The sequence below is a fragment of the Baekduia sp. genome (genome assembly GCF_035685985.1).
Classification (GTDB): Bacteria; Actinomycetota; Thermoleophilia; order Solirubrobacterales; family Solirubrobacteraceae; genus Baekduia.
Map to the genome: position 1 here is coordinate 74,570 of NZ_DASRZV010000033.1, position 22,946 is coordinate 97,515.

The following is a 22,946-nucleotide window of genomic DNA, read 5'->3' on the forward strand; positions in this document are numbered from 1 at the left end:
TCGACCCGCACCATGGAGATCGGGGCCATGACGTTGACGAGGATCATGTCGCCGGGGTTTCCGGTGGCGGTGATCTCGGCCTCATCGCCCTCTGCCATGGCGTGCGAGAGGGCCACCGCGGCCTGGTTGGCCGGCGGCCGCACGATCGTCGCGGTGCCGTCCGCGTAGTCGCCCAGGCCGTACGCCGACCAGCTGTCCAACGTCGGGGGCGTAGCCTTCGGGAACCGTATGACGTGGTTGATCTGGTTGACCGCTTGGGCCAGGCCGATGGCGAGCACGAGCGCCAGCAGACCGGCGAGCCATGGCGCCGGGCGGCCGGCGAGCGCCAGCGCGGCGATCAGCGCACCGCAGACCCCGAACAGCGCGAAGGTGTCCAGGCGCTCACCGAGCTGGAGGAGCACGAACGGGCTCGGCAGGTCGGCCATGATGCGCGCCTGGCTGATCAACGCCGCGATGCCCAGGGCGCCGATCGTCAGTACGACGAGCAGGCGCGGCCACGGCGTGCCCCGGCGCGACCGGAGGGTTGCCGTGGCCAGCAGCGCCCACCCGAGCGCGAGGACCGGCAGCGTGAGCCCGCCGCCGGCCGCGGTGTCCGGGCGCGTCGGCGTCAGGAGGTGACCCAGCGAGAGGTCGTCGTTGGAGGCCCGCAGGCGGCGCTGCGCGTCCGCCAGCCGCTGGGCGATCGCCGTGTCGTGCGAGTAGGCGAGGTCGGGTAGTAGGAACCAGGCGTTGACCGCGGTGGCCGGCAGCACGATCGCGAGGATGCGTAGCGCGCCGCGGCCGGAGATCAGCCCGCGCGCCGGCGGCACGACCACGGCGATGATCGTCGCGCCCAACACCAGGACGATCGTGCCCCACAGCAGCGTGACGTTGTGGCTGCCGGTGAAGGCGATCGTCGATGCGGCGAGCGCGGCCGCCGGGCCGGCGCGTAGACGGTCGGCGCGACCGACGCTGAGCGCTGAGGCGACCATCAGCGGCATCGCCGCGGTGGCCACCGTCTCCGCCAGATCTTGTCGCTGGTACAAGTTGGTCAGGACGTAGGGCGCGGTGACGTAGACGATCCCGGCGGCGTGGGCGAACCAGCCGCGGACGCCCGCCATGCGGGCCAGCCAGAACCAGCCGGCGTAGGCCGCGCCGAAGGCGCCGACGTAGACGATGGCCTCGGCGACGTAGGCCGATCCGGTCAGCAGCGAGAGCGCGGCCGCGACGACGAAGAGCGTGCCGCCGTAGAACGCGAAGATCGGGTAGAAGGCCGCGAGGGAGGTGTGCAGGTACAGCGATGGCGCGTGCATGGTGCGCAGCGCGTCGGCCTGGTGCTGGATGTACCAGGCGTCGTTGATCAGGTCGCCCGCGAAGTGCCTGTGCTGCAGGAACGCGAGCCGCGTCAGGAACAGGATGAGGGCGAGGACGGCCAGTGCTTGGAGCAGGGCGATCGCCATCGGCGGGACGCTTCGACGTCGGGTCCCGGCGGGCGTCTGAGCGGGCATGGTGGCCGACATCGCGCGAGCGTAGTCCGGCGAACTCCGAGCCAGACGGCAGGTAGCTGTGCGCTGTTGGGGCGAACCTCGCCATCCATTGGGGATTCCCCATGCATTCGGTGCGCATAACCGTGCAAATGACCCATAGGCCAGGCGGCAGCGGCCTAGGTCGCCGCGCCGTCGTGCAGCCCGCGGCGGCGCTCCTCGGCGCGGATGCCCGGCAGCACGTCGACCAGGAGGTCGTGGACGCGCTCGGCGTAGGCGTCGGCGCCGAAGCGCTCGGCCGCGGCGCGGGCGGCGGCGGACATCGCGGCGTGGTCGTCGAGGACGCGCAGGACCGCGACGGCCAGCGCGGCGGTGTCGCCGGGCTCGACCAGCGCGCCGGTGACGCCGTCGGCCACCAGCTCGGGCAGCCCGTCGACGCGGGTGGCGACGACCGGCGTGCCCGCCGCCATCGCCTCGGCCACCACGGTGCCGAACGGCTCCTGGCGGCTGGGCAGCACGAGCGCGTCGAGGTGGCCGAGGATGCTCGCCGCGCCGGTGACGCGGCCGACGTGCTCGACCTCGTCCGACGCGCGCACCGCCGCGGCGTAGTCGGACTCCTCGTCGGCGTAGGGGTCGTCGCCGACGATCACGATCCGGACGTCGGGGCGCGCGGCGCGGATCGCCGGCGCGGCCTTGACGAGGTCCAGCGCGCCCTTGCGCGGCACCAGCCGCCCGACGAAGCCGACGACCGGACCCCGCGGCCCGGCCTGCCCGTCGGTCGGCCACGGCGGCGTCCCGGCCCGCGGCGGGTCCAGGTCGACCGGGCAGCCGATCACGTGGACGTCGAGCGGGTCCAGCCGCGCCCCGACCGCGCGCGAGTCGGCGAGCACGAGGTCGGCGCCGTGCCAGTGGCGCGGCACGCGGTCGACGATGTCGTGGACGTGCAGCACGGTCGCGTGCCCGCGCAGCGCCGGCAGCAGCCGGCCGGCGACCGTCCCGTTCAGGTAGGTCACGTCGACCTCGCGCGAGAGCTTTCGCGCGCGCGGCCAGGACGCCACCGCCCGCGCGCCCGCGCCGTGCTCCAGGCCGCCGACCTCCAGCGCCTCCCACGGGTAGCCCGCCTCGGTCAGCTCGACCGCCGGCGTGTGCCCGGGCGAGGTCAGCGCCACGTCCCAGCCACGGCCGGCCAGCCGCGTCAGCAGCCGCAGCAGCCCGATCTCGGGACCGCCAGGCCGGTCGACCTGGCAGACGGCCAGCAGCCGCACGCGGAGGTCAGCCCTTCTTCTTCCTGTGCTTCTTCTCGGCCTCGGCCTTGGCGGCGGCCTTGCGATCCGCCTTCTCCTGCGCCTGCTGGGTGGCCAGACGCAGCGCCTCGAGGTAGTCCTGCGCGCCGGTCGGCGACTTCGGATCCAGGTACAGCGCGGGCCCGAGCAGGCGCAGCGCCAGCACCGGGTCGCGGTCCTGCTCGGCCGTGAAGCGCGAGAGGTACTCCCACGTCTGCGGGTTGGACGGCTGCAGGCGCACCGCCTCGACCAGCGCCTCGCGCGCCCGGTCCGGGTGCTTGGCGGTGTTCTCGACGACCGCGCGCGTCAGCAGCGGGTCGATCGAGAGCGGGTTGCGGTCCTGCGCGGTCTTGGTGTAGGCCAACGCCTTGGCGGGGTCCTTGTCGACCACGGCGAGCGCGGCGTTGTCGGCGTCCACGGAGCGCTCCGGCTGCCAGGCCACCCACGCGGCCAGCAGGCCGAGCGCCAGCCCGGCGACGGCCGCCGCGACGCGCTCGGGGCGGCGCGCGCCGAGCGCGATCCGCTCGCGCAGCAGGCGCGGCTCGGCGGCCGGCTCGTGCAGCGGCCCGCGCGCCGCGACCCAGCCGGCCGCGACCAGCGCGATCACCGCGGTGCCCGGGACGAACCACGTCCAGTCGATGAACGAGTGCACGCCGAAGACGAGCACGGTCGTCGCCAGCGTCGCCATCGCGACGTGCTCGGGCCCGTAGGCGACCTTCGGCCCCGGGCGCGAGAGCCACGGCACCCGCCAGCCCAGCGTGCGGCCGGTCGCGCCGATCCACGCCATCAGCAGCAGCCCGGACACCAGCAGGCCGAGCAGGCCCATGTCCGCCGCCGTCTGCACGACGTAGCCGTGCGCGTGGCGCACCGCGAGGTTGTCGGTGCGGTAGCGCAGCCGCGCGGTCTCGTAGCCGCCGGCGCCGACGCCCTTGAGCGGGTGCGCCCTGAAGATCTTGATCGACTCGTTCCAGTACTTGGCGCGCACCGAGCCCACCGACGTCAGGCGGCTGGGGTCGTTGAGGACGGTCGTCTGGTCGTGGGGGTCGGTCAGCGACTTCCAGCCGTCGGTGATCGAGCCGCCCAGGCCCTTGGTCGACATCGCCAGCGCGACGACGACCGCGACCGGCAGCAGCGCGACGCCGACGAGGATGACCGCGCCCGCCCGGCGGCGCGCGCCCCGCGACGGCGCCTGGCGCGCGGCCGCGAAGACCATCGCCAGCCCGATGGCCAGCAGCACCAGGATCATCGCCAGCACCGCGACGCCCAGCTCGTGGCCCGACGTGGCGCGCTCGTCGAGCGGCACGCCGTCCTTGGTCAGCGTGTCCTGCGCGAAGACCCAGCCGGTGACCGCCAGCGCGCCGACCGCGCCGACCGCCAGCACCGCGACGCCGCGCAGGCGCAGCGGCACGACCAGGAACCAGAACGCGCAGCCGACCGCGACCGCCAGCAGCGAGCCGCGCGAGTAGGCCAGCATCACGGTCAGGATCTGGACGCCGACGATCGGGTAGGCGAGCGCGTTGACCGCCCCGTGGCCCGTGCGCCGCGCGCCGAGCCACAGCGCGCCGGGGACGCCGAGCGCCGCGGTCAGGCCGACCGCGTTCCAGTAGTCGAACGGCTCGCGCAGTCGCGCGTAGGTCTCCTCGGAGGCCAGCGCGCCGGGGAAGACCTTGGTGAGGACCGCCCACAGGCTGATCAGCGTGGTCGTCGCGACGATCGCGCCGAGCAGCCCGCTCCACCACGCGCCGACCGTCCGGGCGAGGATCGCGGCGCCCGCGAAGACCATCAGGTAGGAGAACGTCCGGTTGGCCTCCAACAACGCGTCGGAGGGCTGGACCGCCCAGGTGATCGAGACCGCGGTCAGGATCGCCAGCGCGGCGAAGAGCGCGATCGTGATGCCGCCCCACAGGCGGCGGACGCCGGCCGCCAGCGCGGCGAGCACGGCCAGCAGGCCGCCGACGACGTCGAGCGCCATCTCGACCTTGGTCGTCGAGTTCAACGACAGGCCGCCGCCGCCGCGGAGCGCGACGGCGGTGAGCGCGGCGGTCAGCGCCGCGCCGAAGAGCAGCTCGGGGCCGGGCCGCCGCGGCGCGCGCCGCCGGGCCCGGTCCCCGCTCAGGATGCGTGCGTCAGGCGGGGCGGCGACCGTGGACAAGGCGTCGGGTTCCGAAGGCGGCAGCGCCGAACCCGGCCACGACCAGCAGCGCGAGGATCGCGAGCAGCGGGGCGGGGAGGTCGGAGAGGCCGTTGGTCTTGGCGCCGCCCAGCGCGCCGGGCGTGATCGGGCGGCCGTCCAGCTTCACGGGCGCGTCGCCGTTGGCGACCGCCTTCTGGAACGCGGCGCGCTCGGCGTCGGTCGCGCCCTGCAGCGGGTCGGTGGCCGGGCCGGCCGACGCGGTGCCGGTGTCGGCGTTGCCGCCGCCGGTCGTGCCGCCGCCGCCCGTGCCGCCGCCGCCGCCGCCCGTGGCGCCGCCGCCGGTGGTCCCGCCGCCGCCGCTGTTGGAGGACCCGCCGCCCGACGACCCGCCGTTGAGCTGGGCGCGGCGCAGGATGTCGCGGCAGTCGGAGTACTCGTCGACGTCGGCCGGCAGGTGGGCGATCGCGTCGGCCAGCTGGGACTGCGTGTAGGTCTTGTCGAGCTTGCCGTCGTTGGCGCAGTCCCTGATCGCGGCGTCGCCGCTGCCGGCGTAGGCGAGGCCGGGCAGCGCGAGCAGCGCGACGAGGAGGGCGAGGGCTGTTGCGATCCGGTGGCGGAGGCGCATGGTCCGGCGTTGCGGGCCTCCGTGCTGGCGGACGTGACGGTGGAGTCCCTGCGAGGTGGACACGTTATCGATCCCCTTCCCGGCCCGCGCCGACGCTCACCAGCGCGGCGGAGACGCCGGCGGCCCACGCGGCGAACGTGTGGGCGGCGGCGTCGGCCGCGGCAGCCGCGCCCAGACGGGCGCGCAGCGGCGCGTCGTCGCGCAGGCGGCGCAGCGCGCCCGCGAGGGCGGTGGCGTCGCCCGCTGGCACGACCAGGCCGTTGCGCTCGTGCTGGACGAGCCCTCCGGCGGCCGCGCCGACGGCGGTGGTGGCGATGACGGGCAGTCGTTGGTGCATGGCTTCGTTGGCCACCAGGCCCCACGGCTCGAGGAAGTCGCGGGTCTCGATGGCGGACATGACCAGGACGTCGGATCCGGCGTAGAAGTTGCGCAGCGCCTCGGGATCGGCCCGTCCGGCGCGGGCGACGCCGGCCGGCAGGGCGGTCGCGTCGTCGTCGCTTCGCTCCCCGACGAGCGTGAGCGCGTCGCCGGGCGGTCCGAGCCCGGACAGGCGCCACGCCTCCAGCAGCTCGGGGACGCCCTTGTAGCGCGCGGCGCGGCCGACGTTGAGCGCGGCGAAGGTCGCGCTCGCCGGACGCCGTGGCGCGTCGGCGGGCGCGCTCCAGAACGCGACGTCGACCGCCTGGGGCGCCACGTGCACGTTGCGCGCGCCGCGGGCCGCGACGAACGCGCTGACGTGCGACCCGTAGGCGATGACCGCGTCGGCGTTGCGGTAGATCAGCCGCAGCAGCGGCGTGCCCGCCAGCGCGAACGCGGGCGTGCGCGGGTGCGCCCACAGCGCGGTCCACAGCAGGAACGGCACGCGCGCGCGGCGGGCCCCGAGCAGCGCGGCGGGCAGCGCGGCGCGCCCGGCGGTGCCCGCGATCACCGCGCGGAAGCGGCCCGACGCGGCCAAGGTGTAGGCGTCGCGCTGCGCGACGGCGGTGAACGGGACGCCCGGGTCCGCGACGGCGCCGGTCGCGTGGTGCGAGCGCCCGCCGAACAGGGCCAACATGATGTCCTCGCGCTCGTGCAGCGCCGCGAACGCGCCCGCGCGATCCGGCGCGACGAGGTTGGTGACGACGAGGACCGGCCGGTCGTCGGCGGCGGCCGTCACCGGCCCAGGGCCTCCTCGTAGGCGGCGACGGTCGCCACGCCGCAGGCGTCCCAGGTGAAGTGCTCGACGACCATCGCCTGGGCGGCCGAGCCGATCCGCGCGCCCCAGTCGCCGTCGAGGAGGTGGTCGATCTCGGTGGCCAGCGCCTCGGGGTCGCCGGGCGGGACCAGCCGCATGCCGTGGCCGAGGCTCGCGATGTCCTCCGGACCGGGCTCACCGCGCGAGCCGACCGCCGGGAGGCCGGCGGCCATCGCCTCGACGTAGGCGACGCCGAACGCCTCGTCGGTCGACGGCATCACGAAGACGCTCGCGTCGCGGCCGCGCTTGAGCGCCTCCTCGTGGGGCAGCGCGCCGGTGAACTCGACGCGCTCGGCGAGGCCGAGTTGGCGGGCCAGCGCCGCGAGGCTGTCGCGCTCCGGCCCGTCGCCGATCAGCCGGTAGCGCAGGTGCGGGTGGCGGTCGCGCAGCACCCACATCGCGCGCATCACGTCGGCCTGGCGCTTGCGGGCGACGAGCTGGCCCACGGTGACCAGCGTCGGGTGCGCGGGCGGGCGGCGCTCCATCGGCGTCAGGTCGGTGCCGAGGTGGATCACGCGTGTTCGCTCGGCGCCGAGGTCGCGGCAGGCGGCCTCGATGCCCAGCGAGTTGGCGAGCACGAGGCGCGCGGCCGAGAACGCGTGGCGGATGCGCTCGCGCCCGGCGGGCAGGCGCGCGGTGTGGAAGACGTCGCCGCCGTGCTCGGAGATCACCAGCGGCGCGCGGTCGCGGGCGCGCAGGACCGCGTCGGCCGCGGGGACCGCGTAGTGCGCGTGGATCAGGTCATAGGGGAACTCGCGGCGGATCCGGCGCAGCTCGACGGCCAGCCCGGGCGCCGCGAACGCGCCCCACGAGGCGTACGAGCGCCCGCGCGGCGGCGAGACGAAGCGCAGGTAGCGCACGTCGAGCCCGTCGAGCTGGACGTGGCGCGGCTGGGCGAGCAGCTCGCGCCACGCCTCGCGGTCGCGGAAGCGCGCGGCGGGCGCGATCGGGCGGTGCAGGACGACGACGCGCACGTCGGCGCCGTGGTCGCGCGCGGCCAGCGCCTGGCGGTGGGCCCAGATGCCCAGCACCGGGTCGGCCACGCGCGGGTAGAACTCGGCGACGACGAGGACCCTCATCGCTCGCCGACCCTGTGCGTCGCGAGCGTGCGGACGGCGTCGCGGGTGACGTAGGGACGGCCGTCGAGGAAGCGGCGCGCCTCGGCGGCGGCGGTCTCGCGCGGGTAGTCGGACGCGGCGGGGCGCAACGTGTGGCCGATCGGGGTCGCGTCGACGACGCCGATCCGCCAGCCGCGCCGCTGGGCGACCGCCGACCAGTGCACGTCCAGGCCCCAGCCCATCCTGAGGTCCTTGGGGAACGGCAGCAGCTCGGCGGTGGCGGCGCGCGAGAACGCGGTCACCGGGCCGATCTCCACGAACGTCGTCTCGCGCCAGTCGGCGCCGGGCACGCGGCGGGTGATCTCCCAGCCCGCGTGCGAGTGGCGGCGGTGCGCGGGCTGGGCGAGCTGGAGGCCGCCGGCCTCGGCGACGGCCATGAACGCGTCGAGGAAGCCGCGCGGGAACGCGACGTCGTCGTCGGCGACGATCACCCAGTCGAAGGCGCTCAGCGGCGCGTGGCGGTCCAGCAGCGCGTCGAGGTTCTCGAACTTGCCCAGGCCGGGCCGGGCGGCCGCGAGGTCGAGCGTGACGTCGTGGCGCGAGCGCGCCAGCTCGGCGCGCGCGGCGGCGGCCAGGTTGGGGACGTCGGTGCGCACGACGCCGACGACCAGCACGCGCCGGCGCGGCAGCCGCGCGGCGGCGGCGCGCAGGGCACGACGCCGGCGCGGCGCGGCGGCGGCGACGTCCAGCAGCGCGTCGTGGGCGCGCAGCAGCGCGCCGCGCCTGCCGGCGACCAGGCCGCTGCGGCCGGAGAGGAAGTCGTCGACGCCGGGCGTGGCGGGCGGGGGCGGCGGCACGCTGAGGCGCTCGTCGAGCAGCGACCGGATCCGGCCGAGCGAATGGGCGGTGAGGATCGGCCCGTTGGCGCAGCGGAAGCGCGGGCCGTGCAGCGCGCAGCCGGCGAGCACGCGCAGCTCCGCGCGCGGCGACGGCGCCGGTGGGTGCGGCGCCTTGTAGACGTCGAAGCGCCGCGACGCGCGCCCGCGGCGGTAGGCGGCGCGGGCCAGCGCGGACACGCGCGCGTCGTCGCCGACGCGCCGGTGGTCGAGCGCCGCGGACGCGACGTAGCGGATCCGCCCGCCCTCGGCCTTCAGCCGCGCCTGCCACTCCTGCTCGTCGCCGTAGAGCTCGCGCGTCTCGTCGAAGGCGCCGACGCGCTGGAGCGCCGAGCGGCGCACCGCCATGTTCGCGCCCCAGGCGTGCTCGGCGTCGCGGTCGGCCGGGCCGAGGTCGAGGTGCGTGACCGGCGGGTCCTCGCGACCGCAGAGCGGCAGCGGATGGTCCTCGAAGACCGCGAGGATCGGGCCGGTGAGGACGCCGTAGGCGGCGGGCAGCGCGGCGTCGGCGACGACGAGCGCGGCCAGCCAGCCGGGGTGGACGCGGACGTCGTCGTCGACGTAGGCCAGCAGCGGCGCGTCGGTCTCGCGCGCGCCCGTGTTGCGCGCCGCGTTGAGGCCCAGCGAGCGCTCGTGGGCGACGTAGCGCGCGCCGTGACGGGCGGCCGCCGCGCGCGTCGCCTCGCTCGGCCCGTCGTCGACGACGAGGACGTCGGCGCCCAGCGCGCGCGCCTGGGGCACGATCGACGCCAGCGAGACGTCGAGGTACGCGGGGCGCCCGGCGGTGGGCAGGATGACAGCGGCGGGCGCGGGCACGGACAGAACGGACAGTAGGGAATAGGTTCCAGGCTCCGTGATCCTCTTCCTGCACAACCGCTATCGCACGCCCGGCGGCGAGGAGCGCGTCGTGGAGGACCTCGCGTGGCTGACGCGCAGCCATCTGGGCGAGGACGCCGAGGTGCTGGAGCGCGACAGCGCCGCGCTGCCGCCCTCCCGCGCGGCGAAGGGGCTGCTGCGCGGCGGGCTGGACCCGGACGACGTGGCGGCGGCGGTGCGGCGCACGGGCGCGCGGATCGTCCACGCCCACAACCTGCACCCGTCGCTCGGCTGGCGCGCCCTGGCCGCGGCTCGGGACGCGGGCGCACGGACCGTCCTGCACCTGCACAACTACCGGCTGGTGTGCGCGGTCGGGACGTGCGTGAACGCGCGCGGCGAGGACTGCACGCGCTGCCACGGACGCGACACGGCGCCGGGCGTGCGGCTGGGCTGTCGCGGCTCGCGCGTGGAGGCCGTCACCTACGCGGCGGGGCTGGCGCTGCAGCAGCGGCGCCTGGTCGAGCACGCGGACGTGCTCGTCGTCCCCAGCGCGGCGGCGCGGGAGCGGCTGGTCGCGCTGGGCGCGCCGGGGGCCGACCGGGCGCGCGTGCTCGGGCACGTCGTGCGGGACTTCGTCGACGCGCCGCCGCCGACCCACTCCGGGCGCCGCGGCGCGCTCGTCGTCTCCCGCCTCTCGCGCGAGAAGGCCGTCGACGTCGCGATCGCCGCGGCGGTCGCGGCCGGGCTGCCGCTGACGATCTGCGGCGACGGCCCGCTGCGCCACGCGCTGGGCACGCTCACGGCCCACTCCGACGTGACGTTCACCGGCCGCGTGTCGCGCGCCGAGCTGGCCGGGCTGCGCGCGCGCCACCGGGTCGCGCTCGTCCCGAGCCGCGCCCACGAGACGTTCGGCCTCGCCGCGCTGGAGGCGCTGGCCGCCGCGCTGCCCGTCGCGGCGACCGCGGTCGGCGCGCTGGCCGAGCTGCGGGGCGACGTCGCGCTCGCGCCCCGCGACGACGCGCCCGGGCTGGCCGCCGCGGCCACCCGCGTGATCGCCGATCCCGCCGCGCCGGCCGCCGCGCTGGCCGCCGCGCGCCGCCGCGCCGCGCCCGACGTCGTCGCCCCGCGGCTGGCTGAGCTGTACGCGAGCCTGGGCTGAGAGAACCGCCGGACCGGCGGGGCGACTTGTAGCCTCCGCTCCGAAATGCGTGCCATCGTCACCGGCGGAGCCGGCTTCATCGGATCGAACCTCGTCGACGCGCTGCTGGACCAGGGCGCCGAGGTCGACGTCATCGACACGCTCGTCACCGGGCGGCTGAGCAACCTCGAGGCCGGCGCGCTGGATCGCGGCGCGCGGCTGCACCGGGTCGACATCACCGACGCGCGCGAGCTGACCGCGCTGGTCGGCGACGTCGCGCCGGACGTCATCTTCCACCTCGCCGCCCAGATCGACGTGCGCAAGTCGATCGAGGACCCGGCCTTCGACGCCGGCGTCAACGTCGTCGGCACGATCAACGTGCTGGAGGCCGCGCGCGTCAGCGGCGTCGGGCGCGTCGTCAACACGTCGACCGGCGGCGCGATCTACGGCGACGCCGAGGCCATCCCGTCGCCCGAGACCACCGAGCCGCTGCCGATGGCCGCCTACGGCCAGTCGAAGTTCTGCGCCGAGCGCTACCTGGGCTGGTACCGCCGCCTGTACTCGCAGTCCAACGTCACGCTGCGCCTGGGCAACGTCTTCGGCCCGCGCCAGGATCCGCTCGGCGAGGCCGGCGTCATCGCGATCTTCTGCGGCAAGCTGCGCTCCGGCGAGCGCCCGGTGATCTACGGCGACGGCACCCAGACGCGCGACTACGTCTACGTCGGCGACGTCGTCGCCGCCCAGCTGGCCGCCGCGCAGTCCGGCGTGACCGGCGAGATCAACGTCGGCACCGGCCGCGAGACCAACGTCCTGCAGATCGTCGACGCGCTCAAGGAGCTGGCGCCCGAGCAGGCCGACGCGTTCGCGCCGCGCTTCGAGGACTCGCGCCTGGGCGAGATCGAGCGCTCCTGCCTGGACGTCTCCCGCGCGCGCGAGGAGCTGGGCTGGGAGGCCAAGGTGTCGCTGCTGGACGGCCTGCGCGCCACGCTCGACGCGACGCCGTAGCGGGCGCCGCGCCGCCTGCCAGGCGGCACTGGTCAGCGTCTTGTTGAGAAGAGCGGGCCTGACTAGTGTCGCCGGGTGCCTTCGACCCGCTCCCGCCGCCGCCCGGCGGCGGCACCAGCATCGGCGCCCGCCGCGCCGCCTTCCGGCGCGCTGGCGCCGCCGATCGCCGCGCTGACGGTCTTCCTCGCCTCCGGCGCGGTGCTGATGCTGGAGATCCTGGCCGTGCGCCTGCTGGCGCCGTACGTCGGCCTGACGCTGGAGACCACGACGTCGATCATCGGCGCCGTGCTGGCGGGCATCGCGCTGGGCGCGTGGGTCGGCGGATCGGTCGCCGACCGCACCGAGCCGCGCCGCCTGGCGGTCGGCCTGCTGATCGTCGGCGGGCTGCTCGCGCTGCTCACCGTGCCGATCGTGCGCTGGCTGGGGCCGGGCGCGCGCGGTCACGGCAACCTGGCGGCGCTCGGCGTCACGCTGGCGTCGCTGGTGCCCAGCGCCGCGGTCCTGAGCGCGATCTCGCCGACGATCGCCCGTATCCAGCTGCGCGACCTGGGCGCCAGCGGCGCCACCGTCGGCCACCTCTCGGCCTACGCGACGGCGGGCGCGCTGGTCGGCACGTTCGGCACGGGGTTCGTGCTGGTCCCGCTGGTGCCGGTGTCGACCGCCGTGCTCATCATCGGCGTGAGCCTCGGCGTCTACGGGCTGCTGCTCGGTGGCTACCTGCGCGCGCTCGGCCCGCCGGTCATGGCGGCCGCGCTCGTCGCCCTCGTCGGGCTCGGCACGCTCTCGGCCACCCGGGACTCGCCGTGCGACGCGGACACGACCTACCACTGCGCGAGCATCGTGCTCGACGCCCAGGACCCCGACGGCCGCGAGCTGATGCTCGACGGGGTCAGCAACTCGTTCGTCGACCTCAAGGACAAGACCCAGCTCGAGTTCCCCTACACCGCGTGGATCGCCCGCGCGATCGACGACGTCAAGGCGCCGCCGGCGGCGCTGGACGCGGTCTTCGTCGGCGGCGGTGCGTTCACGCTCCCGCAGCTGCTGGTCGCCACGCGGCCGGGCTCGCACGTCCGCGTCCTGGAGGTCGACGGCAAGCTGGTGGACCTCGACCGCGAGAAGCTGGGGCTGAGGACCTCCGAGGCCCTGAAGGCCGTGGTCGGCGACGCGCGGGTGTCGATGCGCGACGTGCCCAGCCACAGCGCCGACGTCGTGGTCGGCGACGCGTTCAGCGGCTACACGGTGCCGTGGCAGCTGCTGACGCGCGAGTACAACGACGAGGTCCGCCGCGTGCTCAAGCCCGGTGGGCTGTACATCATCAACCTGATCGACCTCGAGCGGATGCACCTGGCGCGGGCCGTGGTGGCGACGCTGCGGCGGCAGTTCCGCGACGTGCAGATGGCCGCGGTGCCGGACGCCGCCGGCGACGTGTCCGGCGAGAGCGGCAACCTCGAGATCCTGTCATCGGACGCGCCGCGGACGTGGCGCGGGTTCGACCCCGACGAGAACGGCGCGGCCGTGTTCGACCGCGACGCGATGGCGCGCTTCTCCAAGGGCGGGAAGCTGCTGCGCGACGACTACGCCCCGGTCGATCAGCTGCTGACGATCAAGCCGCCGCCGTCCTCCTAGGCGACGCCCGCGGGCGCCGTCGGCACGCCGTTGGGGGCCGTCGGCGCGGAGGTTCGCGACGACGGGTCGTCGTGGCTGAAGCGCTTCTTGGCGACGACGGCGACGGTGCCGGCCGCGGCGGCGGGCACGGCGACCCTGGCCGCCTTCTTGCCCATGAGCCAGGCGAAGCGGGCCTTCAGGAAGGTCCAGGCGGCGGAGCCGGCGTTGCCGACGGCGCTCACCGCGCGCTGCTTCTTGCTCTTGCGTCGGCGGATGCTCAGGTTGGCCATGCCCGTTGCGCTACCCGGCCCACAACGGGGCAAACGGCCGTTCCTAGGCGGCCGGGATGACGCCGCGCAGCCAGTCCGCCGTCTGGCGGATGCCCTCGCGGACGCCGATCTGGGCCTTCCAGCCCAGCAGCTTCTCGGCCTTCTCGACGCTCGGCCAGCGGCGCACGACGTCGACCGGGTAGGTCGGCAGGTGCTCCAGCGCGAAGGCCTCGGGGTCGCGGCCGGTCTCCTCCCAGATCACGCGCGCGATCTCGGCGACCGTCATCTCCTCGGCGGCGGAGATGTTGAAGTCCTCGTGCAGCCCGGCCTCGGCGGCCATCGAGACGACGATGCCGTCGGCGATGTCGTCGATGTGGGTGATCGTCCGCGTCTGGGTGCCGTCGCCGAAGATCGGCAGCGGCGCGCCCTCGGGCAGCGCCAGGCACTTCTTGATGACGTCGGGGACCATGTGCGCGATCCCCGGCTCGTCCTCGGGCATCTCGCCCGGGCCGTAGGCGTTGAACGGGCGGCAGATCGTGTAGGGGAACCCGTGCTCCTCGTGGGCGGCCTTCACGTACACCTCGCCCGTGAGCTTGGAGAACCCGTAGGCGCTGGCCGGGATCGGCGTGTCGTGGATGTGCGCCTCCGTCGTCGGGTACTCGGTCGCGCGCTCGAAGACCATCGAGGACGACACGTACACGAACCGCTCCACGTCGTGGTCCAGCGCCGCGCGCACGACACCGTTGTAGAGCGCGTTGTTGACCTCGGTCAGCGTGTGGGGCAGCTTGTGGAAATTGCCGATGCCGCCGACGATCGCGGCGAGGTGGATGACGTGCGTGCAGCCCTGCGTGGCCTTGCGCGCCTCGTCGAGCACCCGCAGGTCGCCCTGATGGACCTCGCAGCCCTCGCGCATCCACTGCGGCGCCTCGCGCTGGTCGGACACGCGCACCTCGAAGCGCGGATCGCGGAGGAGGCGGCGGACGACCGCCGCGCCGATGGTGCCGGCGCCGCCGGTGACGAGAACACGGTTCATGCGCCGGAGGACGTTATCGAGCGGCCAGCGCGAGCACTTCGTCGGCGTGCGCGAAGACCTGCGCGGCACCCCAGCTGTTCCACGGGTCGACGACCAGCGCGTCGCGCTTGGCGCCCTCGACGATCTGGCGCAGCACGTCGCGCGACGCGAACTCCGAGTGGTTGGTCGCGACGACCACGGCCTCGGCGTCCAGCACCGCGTCGCCCAGCGACGACGTCGGCGTCGGCACGTGCGGGTCGTGGATCGCGACGTCGGCCAGCTCGCGCTCCAGCAGCCGGACCAGCTTGTAGGACAACGAGTCGCGCTCGTCGTCGGTGTCGGACTTGAAGGCCAGGCCGAGCACGGCGATCTTCTTGTCCTTCAACGACCCGTCCAGGCGCCGCTTCAACCCCTGCACGAGGAACAGCGGCACGGACTCGTTGACGCGCGAGACCGCCAGCAGCATCCCCGGCGCGTTGGAGCGCTCCTCGGAGAAGGCGAAGTCCTTGCGCAGGCACGTCCCGGCCGTGAAGCCCGGGAGCTTCATGCCGCCGCGCGGGTAGTCCTTGTTGATGAGCTCGACGACCTCGAAGACGTTGGCGTCGTACTGCTCGCAGTCCATCATCAACAGGTTGGGCAGCGCGAAGTTCGCGTAGCGCAGGATGTTGGTCCAGATCTTGGCCAGCTCGGCCTGCACGGGCGTGGTCTGCACGATCGGCGCGCCGAGCACCTCGAACAGCTCGGCGGCGACCGCGCCCGAGCGCTCCCCGACGCCGCCGACGATGCACGGCAGCGTCGAGATCTCCTCGAAGAACTTCGCCGAGGCGATCCGCTCGGGGACGTGGGCGACGAAGACCTCGGTCCCGATCTCGAAGCCACGGTGCTTGGCGACGTAGCCGGCGACGTAGTCGGTGGTGTTGGGCGCGATCGTCGAGCGCAGGTGCAGCGCGTGCCCCTCGCGCAGGTGCGGCAGGAGGTCGTCGAGCACCGAGCGGATCTGGCGCAGGTCGATCTCGATGTGCGACATCGCCGGCGTGCCGAGCGTGAGCACGATGTGGCGCGCGGGGTGCGCGTCGGCGGCGCGGTCGGCGAGCGTCAACCGCTCGCGGACGCGGTCCAGGACCGCCTGCGCGCCCGGCTCGTCGAACGGCATCCGGCCGGCGCGCAGCGCCTCGATCCGGGTCGGGTCGTTGTCGACCCCGATGACGGAGAGCCCGGCGTCGGCGAACGCGAGCGCCAGGGGAAGGCCGACCCTGCCCAGGCCGATGACGGCTACCTCGGTCATGCGGCGTGAGGCTATCGCGCGCTGTCGCGCGCCAAAGCCCGCCGGTGGTGCACGTACTGACGCGCGAACCCGAGCACGAAGCGCGGGTTGTTGGTCAGGTAGCGCTTCCACAGGCGGCGCGGCTCCTGGCCGAGGCGGTAGAGCCACTCCAGGCCCGCGGACTGCATCCACGACGGCGCCTGCGGCACGAGGCCCGCGTGGAAGTCGAAGGCGGCGCCGACGCCGACGAGCACCGGAGCGTCGATCCGGTCGCGCAGCGCGGCCATCCACTTCTCCTGCTTGGGGACGCCGATGCCGACCCAGACCACGTCGGGCTTGGCGTGGTTGATCTCGGCGACGACCGCGTCGATCTCCTCCGCGCTCAAGGTCCGGAAGGGGGGCGAGTAGCCGCCGACGATCTGCAGGCCGTCGAAGCGGCGGCGCAGGTTCAGCGCGAGCTGCACGAGCGCGCCCTGGTTGCGGCCGCCGTAGAGGAACATGCGCGCGCCGGTCAGCGCGGAGCGCTCGCAGAACTTGGCCATCAGGTCGGGGCCGTAGACGCGGCTGGACAGGTTGTGGCCCAGCGCGTTCATCGCCCAGACGACCGGCTGGCCGTCGGGGACGACCATCGAGGCGCCGGTGACGGCGGCCTTCAGCTCGGGGTCGTCCTGCGCGGTGACCACGGTGTGGGTCGCGGCGACGCAGATGTAGCCCTTGCCCCGCCGCGCGATCGTCGCGTCCATCCAGTCCATCGTGCGCTCGTAGTCGGTGAGCGCGAGCGGGACCCCGAGGACGGGCACGGTGGGCGGCGGAACGGCGGGATCGCCGTCGGCAGCGCGCGCGTCGTCGATGGGAAGGGGTCCGGAGGCGGGCATGCAGAGGGTAGAACGAGCCTGCGCGCGGGAGGTTTCGCGGTTTGCGTAGGCTGCCCCGCGGTGGCGCGGTCTACTCCATTTTGGCACACGACGTGACGGCACGGCGAGCGCTGATCACCGGCGTCACCGGTCAGGACGGCTCCTACCTGGCCGAGCTGCTGCTCGCCCAGGGCTACGAGGTGGCCGGCGTGGCGCGCGATCCGGGGCGCGTCCCGGCCGGCGTGCGCGGCGTCCCGGGTGACCTGCTGGAGCCCTCGACGCTGGTGCGCGCGGTCGAGGAGGTGGCGCCGCAGGAGCTGTACCACCTGGCCGCGCCGACGTTCGTGCCCGCCTCCTGGGAGGACCCGGCCGGCGTGATGGCGGCGATCCCGGGCGCGACCGGGACGCTGCTGGCGCAGGCCGCCCGCGTCGACCCGGCGATGCGCGTCTTCGTCGCGACGTCGAGCGAGATCTTCGGCGACGCCGGCGAGTCGCCCCAGCGCGAGACCTCGCCGATGCGTCCGCGCTCGCCCTACGGGATCGCCAAGCTCGCGACCCACCAGCTGGTGGGGGTGCTGCGCGAGCGGCTCGGGCTGTTCGCGGTCAGCGGCATCACCTACAACCACGAGTCGCCGCGCCGACCGGAGCGCTTCCTGCCGCGCAAGGTCACGCGCGGCGCGGCGGCGATCGCGCTGGGCCTAGAGGACGAGCTGACGCTCGGCGACCTGGGCGCGGTGCGCGACTGGTCGCACGCCGCCGACATCATGCGCGGCGCCTGGCTGTCGCTGCGGGCCGACCGGCCCGACGACTACGTCTTCGCCTCCGGCGTCGGCCGCACGGTCGGCGACCTGGTCGAGGCCGCGTTCGCCGCCGCGGGCGTCGAGGGCGGACGCGACCGCGTCCGCGTCGACCCCGCCTTCGTCCGGCCGCCCGAGGCCACGCCGTCGATCGGCGATCCCTCGCACGCCCGGACGGCGCTGGGCTGGGAGCCCGAGATCCCCTTCGAGGACCTCATCGCGGAGATGGTGTCCGCGGACCTCGCGCTGCTGCGCGCGCGGCGGCCGTAGCCGCCGCTAGGGCTTCAGCAGCTCCAGGTCCGCGCGGGTCATGAGGCGGATCAGCTCCTCGAAGGACGTCCGCGGCTCCCACCCGAGGTCGGCCTTGGCCTTGGCGGGCGAGCCGATCAGCTGGTCGACCTCGGCCGGACGCAGGAACGCCGGGTCGATCTTGACGTACCGCTCCCAGTCGCTCAGGCCGGCCTCGTCGAAGGCGATCTCGACGCACTCGCGGACCGTGTTGGTCTTGCCGGTCGCGATGACGTAGTCGTCGGCCTTGTCCTGCTGGAGCATCAACCACATCGCCTCGACGTAGTCCTTGGCGTAGCCCCAGTCGCGCTCGGCGTCGAGGTTGCCCAGCGCCAGCTCCTGCTGCAGGCCGTGCTTGATCGCGGCGGCGTGCCAGGTGATCTTGCGGGTGACGAACTCCAGGCCGCGGCGGGGCGACTCGTGGTTGAAGAGGATGCCGCTCGTCGCGTGCAGGTTGTAGGACTCGCGGTAGTTGACCGTGATGAAGTGGCCGTAGGCCTTGGCCACGCCGTAGGGCGAGCGCGGGTAGAACGGCGTCGACTCGGTCTGCGGGACCTCCAGGACCTTGCCGAACATCTCGCTCGACGACGCCTGGTAGAAGCGGGCCTCGGGGCAGACCTCGCGCATCGCCTCGAGGATGCGCGTCACGCCGACGCCGGTGAACTCGGCGGTCAGCGTCGGCTGGATCCACGACACCGCCACGAAGCTCATCGCGGCGAGGTTGTAGATCTCGTCCGGCTTGCTGGCGCGCAGCGCGTCGGTGAGCGAGCGGTGGTCGAGCAGGTCGCCCTGGTGCAGGGTGATGCGGTCGCGCAGGTGCTCGATCCGGTCGAACTTCTCCGTCGAGGCGCGGCGCACCATGCCGTGGACCTCGTATCCCTTCTCGAGCAGCAACTCGGCGAGGTAGGAGCCGTCCTGGCCGGTGATTCCGGTGATGAGCGCAGACTTGGGCATCGGCGCGACAGCCTAGCCGCCTGGCCCAGGAGAATGCCGCGACGATGACCGGTCCCGCCGACACCCACGACGCCTCGGGCGCAGGTCGCCTCGTCGTGCGCGGCGGGGCGTTGCGCGTGGTCGGATACGGCTTCGGCGCGGCGCTGTCGGTGCTCGGCGCGGCGCTCGTCACGCGCCATCTGGGGGCCTCGGACTACGGGCGCTTCCAGACCGTCGTGGCGCTGGCGACGATCGTCGCGGCGCTCAGCGACCTGGGGATCTCGACGCTCGGCCTGCGCGAGTACAGCCACCGCTCCGGCACCGACCGCGAGGACTTCCTGCGCATGCTGCTGACGCTGCGCGTGCTGCTCTCGCTGGTGGCGATCCCGGCCACGGTGCTGGCGGCGGTCGCGCTCGGCTACGACGCGACGATGGTCGGCGGCGCGGCGCTGCAGGGCGCCGGCGTGCTGCTGGCCGGCGTGGCGACGACGCTCACGGTCCCGCTCAGCGCCGAGCTGCGCCTCGGGACGCTCGCCGTGCTCGACGTCCTGCGCCAGGGCGTGACGACCGGGTCGTACGCCCTGCTCGTCGTCGCGGGCGCGGGCCTGGGGACGTTCTTCGGCGTCGCGCCGGTGGCCGCGGTCGCGGTGCTCGCCGCGACGATCGCGCTGGTCGCCGGGCGCTATCCGCTGCGCCCGCGGTTGGCGGCCGGGATGTGGCGCGGGGTCGTGCGGCCGGCGCTGACCTTCGGCGTGGCCACCGCCAGCGGCCAGGCCTACATCTACACCGCGCTCGTGCTCTGCGGGCTGGTCACGACCGCGCACGAGACCGGCCTGTTCGCCGCGTCGTTCCGCGTGTACCTGGTCGTCGCGGTCGTGCCCGGCATCCTGGTCACCGGCGCCTTCCCGGTGCTCGCCCGCGCCGCCCGCGAGCGCGACGGCGACCCCGACGGTGGGCCCGCCACGCGCCTGGGGGCGATGGTCGCGCCGCTGGCCGGGACGACCGCCGCGCTGGGCGGCGCCGCGGCGCTGACCTGCGCGCTCGGCGCGCCCGCGATCATCGCGGTGGTCGCGGGCGACGGCTTCGACGGCGCGATCGGCGTCCTGCGCGTCCAGGGCCTGGCCCTCGGGTTGACGTTCGTGATCGCCGCGCTGGGCTTCACGTTGCTGGCCGACCACCGCCATCGCGCGATCGCCCTCAGCAATCTCCTGGCGCTCGTGGTCTCCGCGGTGACCGTGCTCGTGCTGGCCCACCACCACGGCGCGCGCGGCGCGGCGTGGGCCACGGTCCTGGGGGAGGCGGTGCTGGCCGGCGCCTACCTGGTCGCGCTGCGGCGGGCGATCCCGGGCCTGGCGGTCGGCCTCGGACGCCTGCTGCGCGTCCTGGCCGGCGCCGGGCTGGGCGCCGCGGCGGGCGCGCTGCCGGGCCTGCCGAGCGTGCCCGCGACCGCGATCGGCCTGGCGGTCTACGGCGCGGTGCTGCTGGCCTCGGGCGCGCTGCCGCCCGAGGTGCGCGCCCACCTGCCGGGCCTCGGGCGGTCGGCGACGTGACGTACCCTGCCCGCGATGCCTGACACCGGCTACTACGCCAACGAGCGGGGCGACGTCATCGCCGCGCTGCCGCGCCCGCTGGGCCGCGTGCTCGACGTCGGCACCGGCCAGGGTGGCACCGCGCCCGGCCTGCGCGCCGCGGGCGCGACCGAGATCGTCGGCATCGAGGTGCTGCCCGAGCCCGCCGCGCGCGCGGCCGAGGTGCTCGACCGCGTGGTCGTCGCCCCGGTCGAGCAGGCGCTGGACGAGGACCTCGGGACGTTCGACACCATCTTGTGCCTCGACGTGCTCGAGCACCTGGCCGACGCGGCGACCGTGCTGGAGCGCCTGCGCGCGATCGCGCGGCCCGGCGGCGCGCTGTCGGTCTCGGTGCCCAACGCGCGGCACTACTCGCTCGTGCGCGACCTCGTCTTCAAGGGCACGTTCGGCTACGGCGACTGGGGCCACCGCGACCGCACGCACCTGCGCTGGTTCACGCCGCGCGACATCCGCGACACGGTCGCGGGCGCCGGGTGGGCGGTCGACGAGGTCGCCTGGCCGCCGCTGGGCCGCTCGGCCGGGCTGTCGCGCCTGACCGGCGGCAGGTCGTCGGAGTTCCTGGTCGCCCAGGTCTACGTCCGCGCGCACAACCCCGCATGACCCGGGTCGTCGTGCTGCGCGGCACGGCCGCCAACCCGTGGGACCTGCGGCCGTGGCAGGCGCTGCACGACGACGGCCGCGCGCGGGTCGCGGTCGTCGTCCCGCCCGACAACGACTACAACATCAGCTCGCTCACGCTGCCGACGATCCCGGTCCGGACCACCGGCGGCCTGCTGCCCGAGCGGCTGCCCGCCCGCGGCCTGGCGCTGAAGGCCGTCGGCCAGCGCCACCTCGGCCTCGCCGACGCGCTGCGCGGCGCCGACGTCGTCCACGCCGCCGAGCTGGGCACGTGGTTCTCCTGGCAGGCCGCGCGCCACAAGGACGCGCTGGGGTACAAGCTGGCGCTCACCGTGTGGGAGACGCTTCCGTTCAAGGACGCCTACCGCAACGTGCGCACGCGCCGCTACCGGCGCGACGTCCTGGCCGCGACCGACCTCTTCCTGCCCACGACCGAGCGGGCGCGCGAGGCGCTGCTGCTGGAGGGCGCCGACCCGGACAAGATCCGCGTCGCGCCGCCGGGCATCGACGTGGAGCGCTTCGGCGCGGCGCGCGACGCCACGCCGCCGGCCGACGGCTCGCACCTGATCCTCAGCGCCGCGCGGATGGTGTGGGAGAAGGGCCATCAGGACCTCCTGCGCGCGCTGGCCGTGCTGCGGCAGCGGGGGCGCGAGGACGTCCGCGCGCTGCTGATCGGCGACGGGCCCGAGCGCGCCCGGCTGGAGCGCGTCGTCGCCGACCTCGGCCTCGGCGACCGCGTCCAGCTGCGCGCCGCCGTGCCCTACGACGAGATGCCCGGCCTCTACGCGCAGGCCTCGTGCCTGGTCCTGGCCTCGATCCCGGTCTGGTCGTGGGAGGAGCAGTTCGGGATGGTGCTGGCCGAGGCGCTGGGCGGCCACGTCCCGATCGTCACCACCCGCTCGGGCGCGATCCCCGAGGTCGTCGGCGACGACGCCACGCTGTTCGCGCCCGGCGACTGGCTCGGCCTGGCCGACGCGCTGGAGGCGGGGCCGCTGGCCCAGCCGCCCGGCGCGCGCCGCGCGCCCGACCCCGCACGCCTGGAGCGCTTCTCGGTGCCCGCGGCCGCCGACCGGCTCGCCGACGCCTACGCCGCGCTCGGGGCGCCGTGACCGCCGACGTCGTCATCGTCACCTGGCGGGCACGGGACCTGACGCTGCGCTGCCTGGAGCACCTCGCGGAGCAGTGCGCGGCGGGCGGGCACCGACTCATCGTGGTGGACAACGCGTCGGGGGACGGCACGCCGGACGCGGTCGCGCGGCGCTTCCCCGACGTCCACCTGATCGAGATGGAGGACAACGTCGGCTTCGGGCGCGCGGCCAACGCGGGCGCCGCGGCGGGCACGCGGCCGGCGGTCGTGCTGGTCAACAACGACGTGTTCGCCGAGGACGGCTTCGTCGACGCGCTGGTCGCGCCGCTGGCCGCCGACGACCGCGTCGGCTCGGTCGCCGGGCTCACGCTCCAGCCGCGCGCGGACGGCGCGGCCGACGGCGCCGACGTCGTCGACGCGTTCGGCATCGAGCTGGACGCGACGCTGACCGCCTACAACCGCCTGCGCCACCGCGCCCCGGAGCCCGACGCCGCCGGCGTCCTGGCCGGGCCCAGCGGCGGCGCGGCGGCCTACCGGCGCGCGGCCTGGGACCAGGTCGGGGGCTTCGACGACCGGCTGTTCGCCTACGGCGAGGACGTCGACCTCGCGCTGCGCCTGCGCCTCGCCGGCTGGACCGCGGCGGCCGCGCCCGCGGCCCGCGGCGTGCACCTCGGCGGCGCCACGACCGGGATCGACTCGCCGCTGCAGCGCCGCCTGGCCGGCTTCCAGCGCGGCTTCCTGCTGCGCCGCTACGGCGTCCTGCGCTCCCGCGCCGCCGCGCGCGCCCTGGCCTTCGAGGCGCTGATCGTGATGTACGGGTTGGTCCGCTTCCGCGCCACCGAGCCGCTGGCCGGCCGGATCGCGGGCTGGCGCGCCGCCGCCGCGCGGGGCGGGCGCCTGCCGATCCCCGACGGCGCCGTCGACCGGTCGATCACCGCGCGCGAGCAGCTGCGGCGGGCGCGCGAGGAGCGGTGAGCG

General features: G+C 75.1%; 19 protein-coding genes. 8 read left to right on the forward strand and 11 right to left on the reverse strand.

All coding sequences use genetic code 11. The features are described 5' to 3' along the window. Window positions 1-1,642 precede the first annotated feature (1,642 nt). The 6 genes from VFG42_RS21860 to VFG42_RS21885 all read right to left on the reverse strand — a co-directional run bounded on the left by VFG42_RS21860 (window position 1,643) and on the right by VFG42_RS21885 (window position 9,509). Window positions 1,643-2,728, reverse strand: coding sequence for a glycosyltransferase family 4 protein (locus tag VFG42_RS21860; RefSeq protein ID WP_324910936.1), 1,086 nt, complete (start codon window positions 2,726-2,728; stop codon window positions 1,643-1,645). Window positions 2,729-2,735: 7 nt separating this feature from the next. Then, window positions 2,736-4,898, reverse strand: coding sequence for an O-antigen ligase family protein (locus VFG42_RS21865; protein ID WP_324910937.1), 2,163 nt, complete (start codon window positions 4,896-4,898; stop codon window positions 2,736-2,738). Then, the gene (locus VFG42_RS21870; protein ID WP_324910938.1) at window positions 4,873-5,505 is read right to left on the reverse strand and encodes a hypothetical protein; all 633 of its coding nucleotides are present in this window, start codon (window positions 5,503-5,505) and stop codon (window positions 4,873-4,875) included. The genes VFG42_RS21865 and VFG42_RS21870 overlap by 26 nt, the downstream gene beginning before the upstream one ends. Before the next feature lie 64 nt (window positions 5,506-5,569). Then, window positions 5,570-6,661, reverse strand: coding sequence for a glycosyltransferase family 4 protein (locus VFG42_RS21875; RefSeq protein ID WP_324910939.1), 1,092 nt, complete (start codon window positions 6,659-6,661; stop codon window positions 5,570-5,572). After that, window positions 6,658-7,818: a glycosyltransferase gene (locus VFG42_RS21880; protein ID WP_324910940.1), complete on the reverse strand. Its 1,161-nt coding sequence runs from the start codon at window positions 7,816-7,818 to the stop codon at window positions 6,658-6,660. Before VFG42_RS21880 ends, VFG42_RS21875 begins: the two co-directional genes overlap by 4 nt. Beyond that, complete coding sequence (locus VFG42_RS21885) at window positions 7,815-9,509, reverse strand: glycosyltransferase (RefSeq protein ID WP_324910941.1); 1,695 nt, start codon at window positions 9,507-9,509, stop codon at window positions 7,815-7,817. The genes VFG42_RS21880 and VFG42_RS21885 overlap by 4 nt, the downstream gene beginning before the upstream one ends. 37 nt (window positions 9,510-9,546) lie before the next feature. Here VFG42_RS21885 and VFG42_RS21890 point away from each other — a divergent pair, with 37 nt between their 5' ends. From VFG42_RS21890 to VFG42_RS21900, 3 genes are all read left to right on the forward strand, one after another. Then, on the forward strand, window positions 9,547-10,668 hold the full coding sequence (locus tag VFG42_RS21890; RefSeq protein WP_324910942.1) for a glycosyltransferase: 1,122 nt from the start codon (window positions 9,547-9,549) through the stop codon (window positions 10,666-10,668). A 45-nt stretch (window positions 10,669-10,713) separates the two neighbouring features. Then, window positions 10,714-11,652, forward strand: a complete 939-nt coding sequence (locus VFG42_RS21895) for a GDP-mannose 4,6-dehydratase (RefSeq protein WP_324910943.1) — start codon at window positions 10,714-10,716, stop codon at window positions 11,650-11,652. Window positions 11,653-11,727: 75 nt separating this feature from the next. Beyond that, a complete protein-coding gene (locus tag VFG42_RS21900; protein WP_324910944.1) occupies window positions 11,728-13,278 on the forward strand; it encodes a fused MFS/spermidine synthase in 1,551 nt (516 codons plus the stop codon). Here the strand turns inward: VFG42_RS21900 and VFG42_RS21905 are convergent. Genes VFG42_RS21905 through VFG42_RS21920 form a run of 4 tightly spaced genes read right to left on the reverse strand, consistent with a single transcriptional unit; the run spans window position 13,275 to window position 16,677 of the window. After that, entirely contained in the window at window positions 13,275-13,547 is a 273-nt protein-coding gene (locus tag VFG42_RS21905; protein ID WP_324910945.1) for a hypothetical protein, read from the reverse strand. The genes VFG42_RS21900 and VFG42_RS21905 overlap by 4 nt on opposite strands. Before the next feature lie 43 nt (window positions 13,548-13,590). Beyond that, window positions 13,591-14,559 carry an NAD-dependent epimerase/dehydratase family protein gene (locus VFG42_RS21910; protein ID WP_324910947.1) on the reverse strand — a complete coding sequence of 323 codons (969 nt, stop codon included), beginning with the start codon at window positions 14,557-14,559 and terminating at the stop codon, window positions 13,591-13,593. A gap of 13 nt (window positions 14,560-14,572) precedes the next feature. Continuing rightward, on the reverse strand, window positions 14,573-15,823 hold the full coding sequence (locus VFG42_RS21915; protein WP_324910948.1) for a nucleotide sugar dehydrogenase: 1,251 nt from the start codon (window positions 15,821-15,823) through the stop codon (window positions 14,573-14,575). Between the two features lie 11 nt (window positions 15,824-15,834). Continuing rightward, the gene (locus VFG42_RS21920) at window positions 15,835-16,677 is read right to left on the reverse strand and encodes a WecB/TagA/CpsF family glycosyltransferase (protein ID WP_324910949.1); all 843 of its coding nucleotides are present in this window, start codon (window positions 16,675-16,677) and stop codon (window positions 15,835-15,837) included. A gap of 92 nt (window positions 16,678-16,769) precedes the next feature. Here VFG42_RS21920 and VFG42_RS21925 point away from each other — a divergent pair, with 92 nt between their 5' ends. After that, on the forward strand, window positions 16,770-17,723 hold the full coding sequence (locus tag VFG42_RS21925) for a GDP-mannose 4,6-dehydratase (RefSeq protein ID WP_324910950.1): 954 nt from the start codon (window positions 16,770-16,772) through the stop codon (window positions 17,721-17,723). 6 nt (window positions 17,724-17,729) lie between these two features. Here the strand turns inward: VFG42_RS21925 and gmd are convergent, their stop codons facing one another. Beyond that, window positions 17,730-18,695, reverse strand: coding sequence for a GDP-mannose 4,6-dehydratase (gene gmd / locus VFG42_RS21930; protein WP_324910951.1), 966 nt, complete (start codon window positions 18,693-18,695; stop codon window positions 17,730-17,732). A gap of 44 nt (window positions 18,696-18,739) precedes the next feature. On the opposite strand from gmd, the gene VFG42_RS21935 reads away from it, so the two are divergent. From VFG42_RS21935 to VFG42_RS21950, 4 genes are read left to right on the forward strand one after another with little or no spacing between them, the layout of a single operon-like run. Next, window positions 18,740-20,224 carry a lipopolysaccharide biosynthesis protein gene (locus VFG42_RS21935; protein WP_324910952.1) on the forward strand — a complete coding sequence of 495 codons (1,485 nt, stop codon included), beginning with the start codon at window positions 18,740-18,742 and terminating at the stop codon, window positions 20,222-20,224. A gap of 15 nt (window positions 20,225-20,239) precedes the next feature. After that, window positions 20,240-20,863, forward strand: a complete 624-nt coding sequence (locus VFG42_RS21940; protein WP_324910953.1) for a class I SAM-dependent methyltransferase — start codon at window positions 20,240-20,242, stop codon at window positions 20,861-20,863. Beyond that, window positions 20,860-21,990 (forward strand): glycosyltransferase family 4 protein, encoded by a 1,131-nt coding sequence (locus VFG42_RS21945; protein ID WP_324910954.1) that lies wholly within the window; start codon window positions 20,860-20,862, stop codon window positions 21,988-21,990. Before VFG42_RS21940 ends, VFG42_RS21945 begins: the two co-directional genes overlap by 4 nt. Next, on the forward strand, window positions 21,987-22,943 hold the full coding sequence (locus tag VFG42_RS21950; RefSeq protein WP_324910955.1) for a glycosyltransferase: 957 nt from the start codon (window positions 21,987-21,989) through the stop codon (window positions 22,941-22,943). Before VFG42_RS21945 ends, VFG42_RS21950 begins: the two co-directional genes overlap by 4 nt. Window positions 22,944-22,946 lie beyond the last annotated feature (3 nt).

Bases quoted from the DNA above. Each gene is read 5' to 3' on its own strand.
- VFG42_RS21870 (WP_324910938.1), bottom strand. From the start codon at position 5,505: ATGCGCCTCCGCCACCGGATCGCAACAGCCCTCGCCCTCCTCGTCGCG.
- VFG42_RS21880 (WP_324910940.1), bottom strand. From the start codon at position 7,818: ATGAGGGTCCTCGTCGTCGCCGAGTTCTACCCGCGCGTGGCCGACCCG.
- VFG42_RS21895 (WP_324910943.1), top strand. From the start codon at position 10,714: ATGCGTGCCATCGTCACCGGCGGAGCCGGCTTCATCGGATCGAACCTC.
- VFG42_RS21905 (WP_324910945.1), bottom strand. From the start codon at position 13,547: ATGGCCAACCTGAGCATCCGCCGACGCAAGAGCAAGAAGCAGCGCGCG.
- VFG42_RS21910 (WP_324910947.1), bottom strand. From the start codon at position 14,559: ATGAACCGTGTTCTCGTCACCGGCGGCGCCGGCACCATCGGCGCGGCG.
- VFG42_RS21915 (WP_324910948.1), bottom strand. From the start codon at position 15,823: ATGACCGAGGTAGCCGTCATCGGCCTGGGCAGGGTCGGCCTTCCCCTG.
- VFG42_RS21920 (WP_324910949.1), bottom strand. From the start codon at position 16,677: ATGCCCGCCTCCGGACCCCTTCCCATCGACGACGCGCGCGCTGCCGAC.
- gmd (WP_324910951.1), bottom strand. From the start codon at position 18,695: ATGCCCAAGTCTGCGCTCATCACCGGAATCACCGGCCAGGACGGCTCC.
- VFG42_RS21935 (WP_324910952.1), top strand. From the start codon at position 18,740: ATGACCGGTCCCGCCGACACCCACGACGCCTCGGGCGCAGGTCGCCTC.
- VFG42_RS21940 (WP_324910953.1), top strand. From the start codon at position 20,240: ATGCCTGACACCGGCTACTACGCCAACGAGCGGGGCGACGTCATCGCC.
- VFG42_RS21945 (WP_324910954.1), top strand. From the start codon at position 20,860: ATGACCCGGGTCGTCGTGCTGCGCGGCACGGCCGCCAACCCGTGGGAC.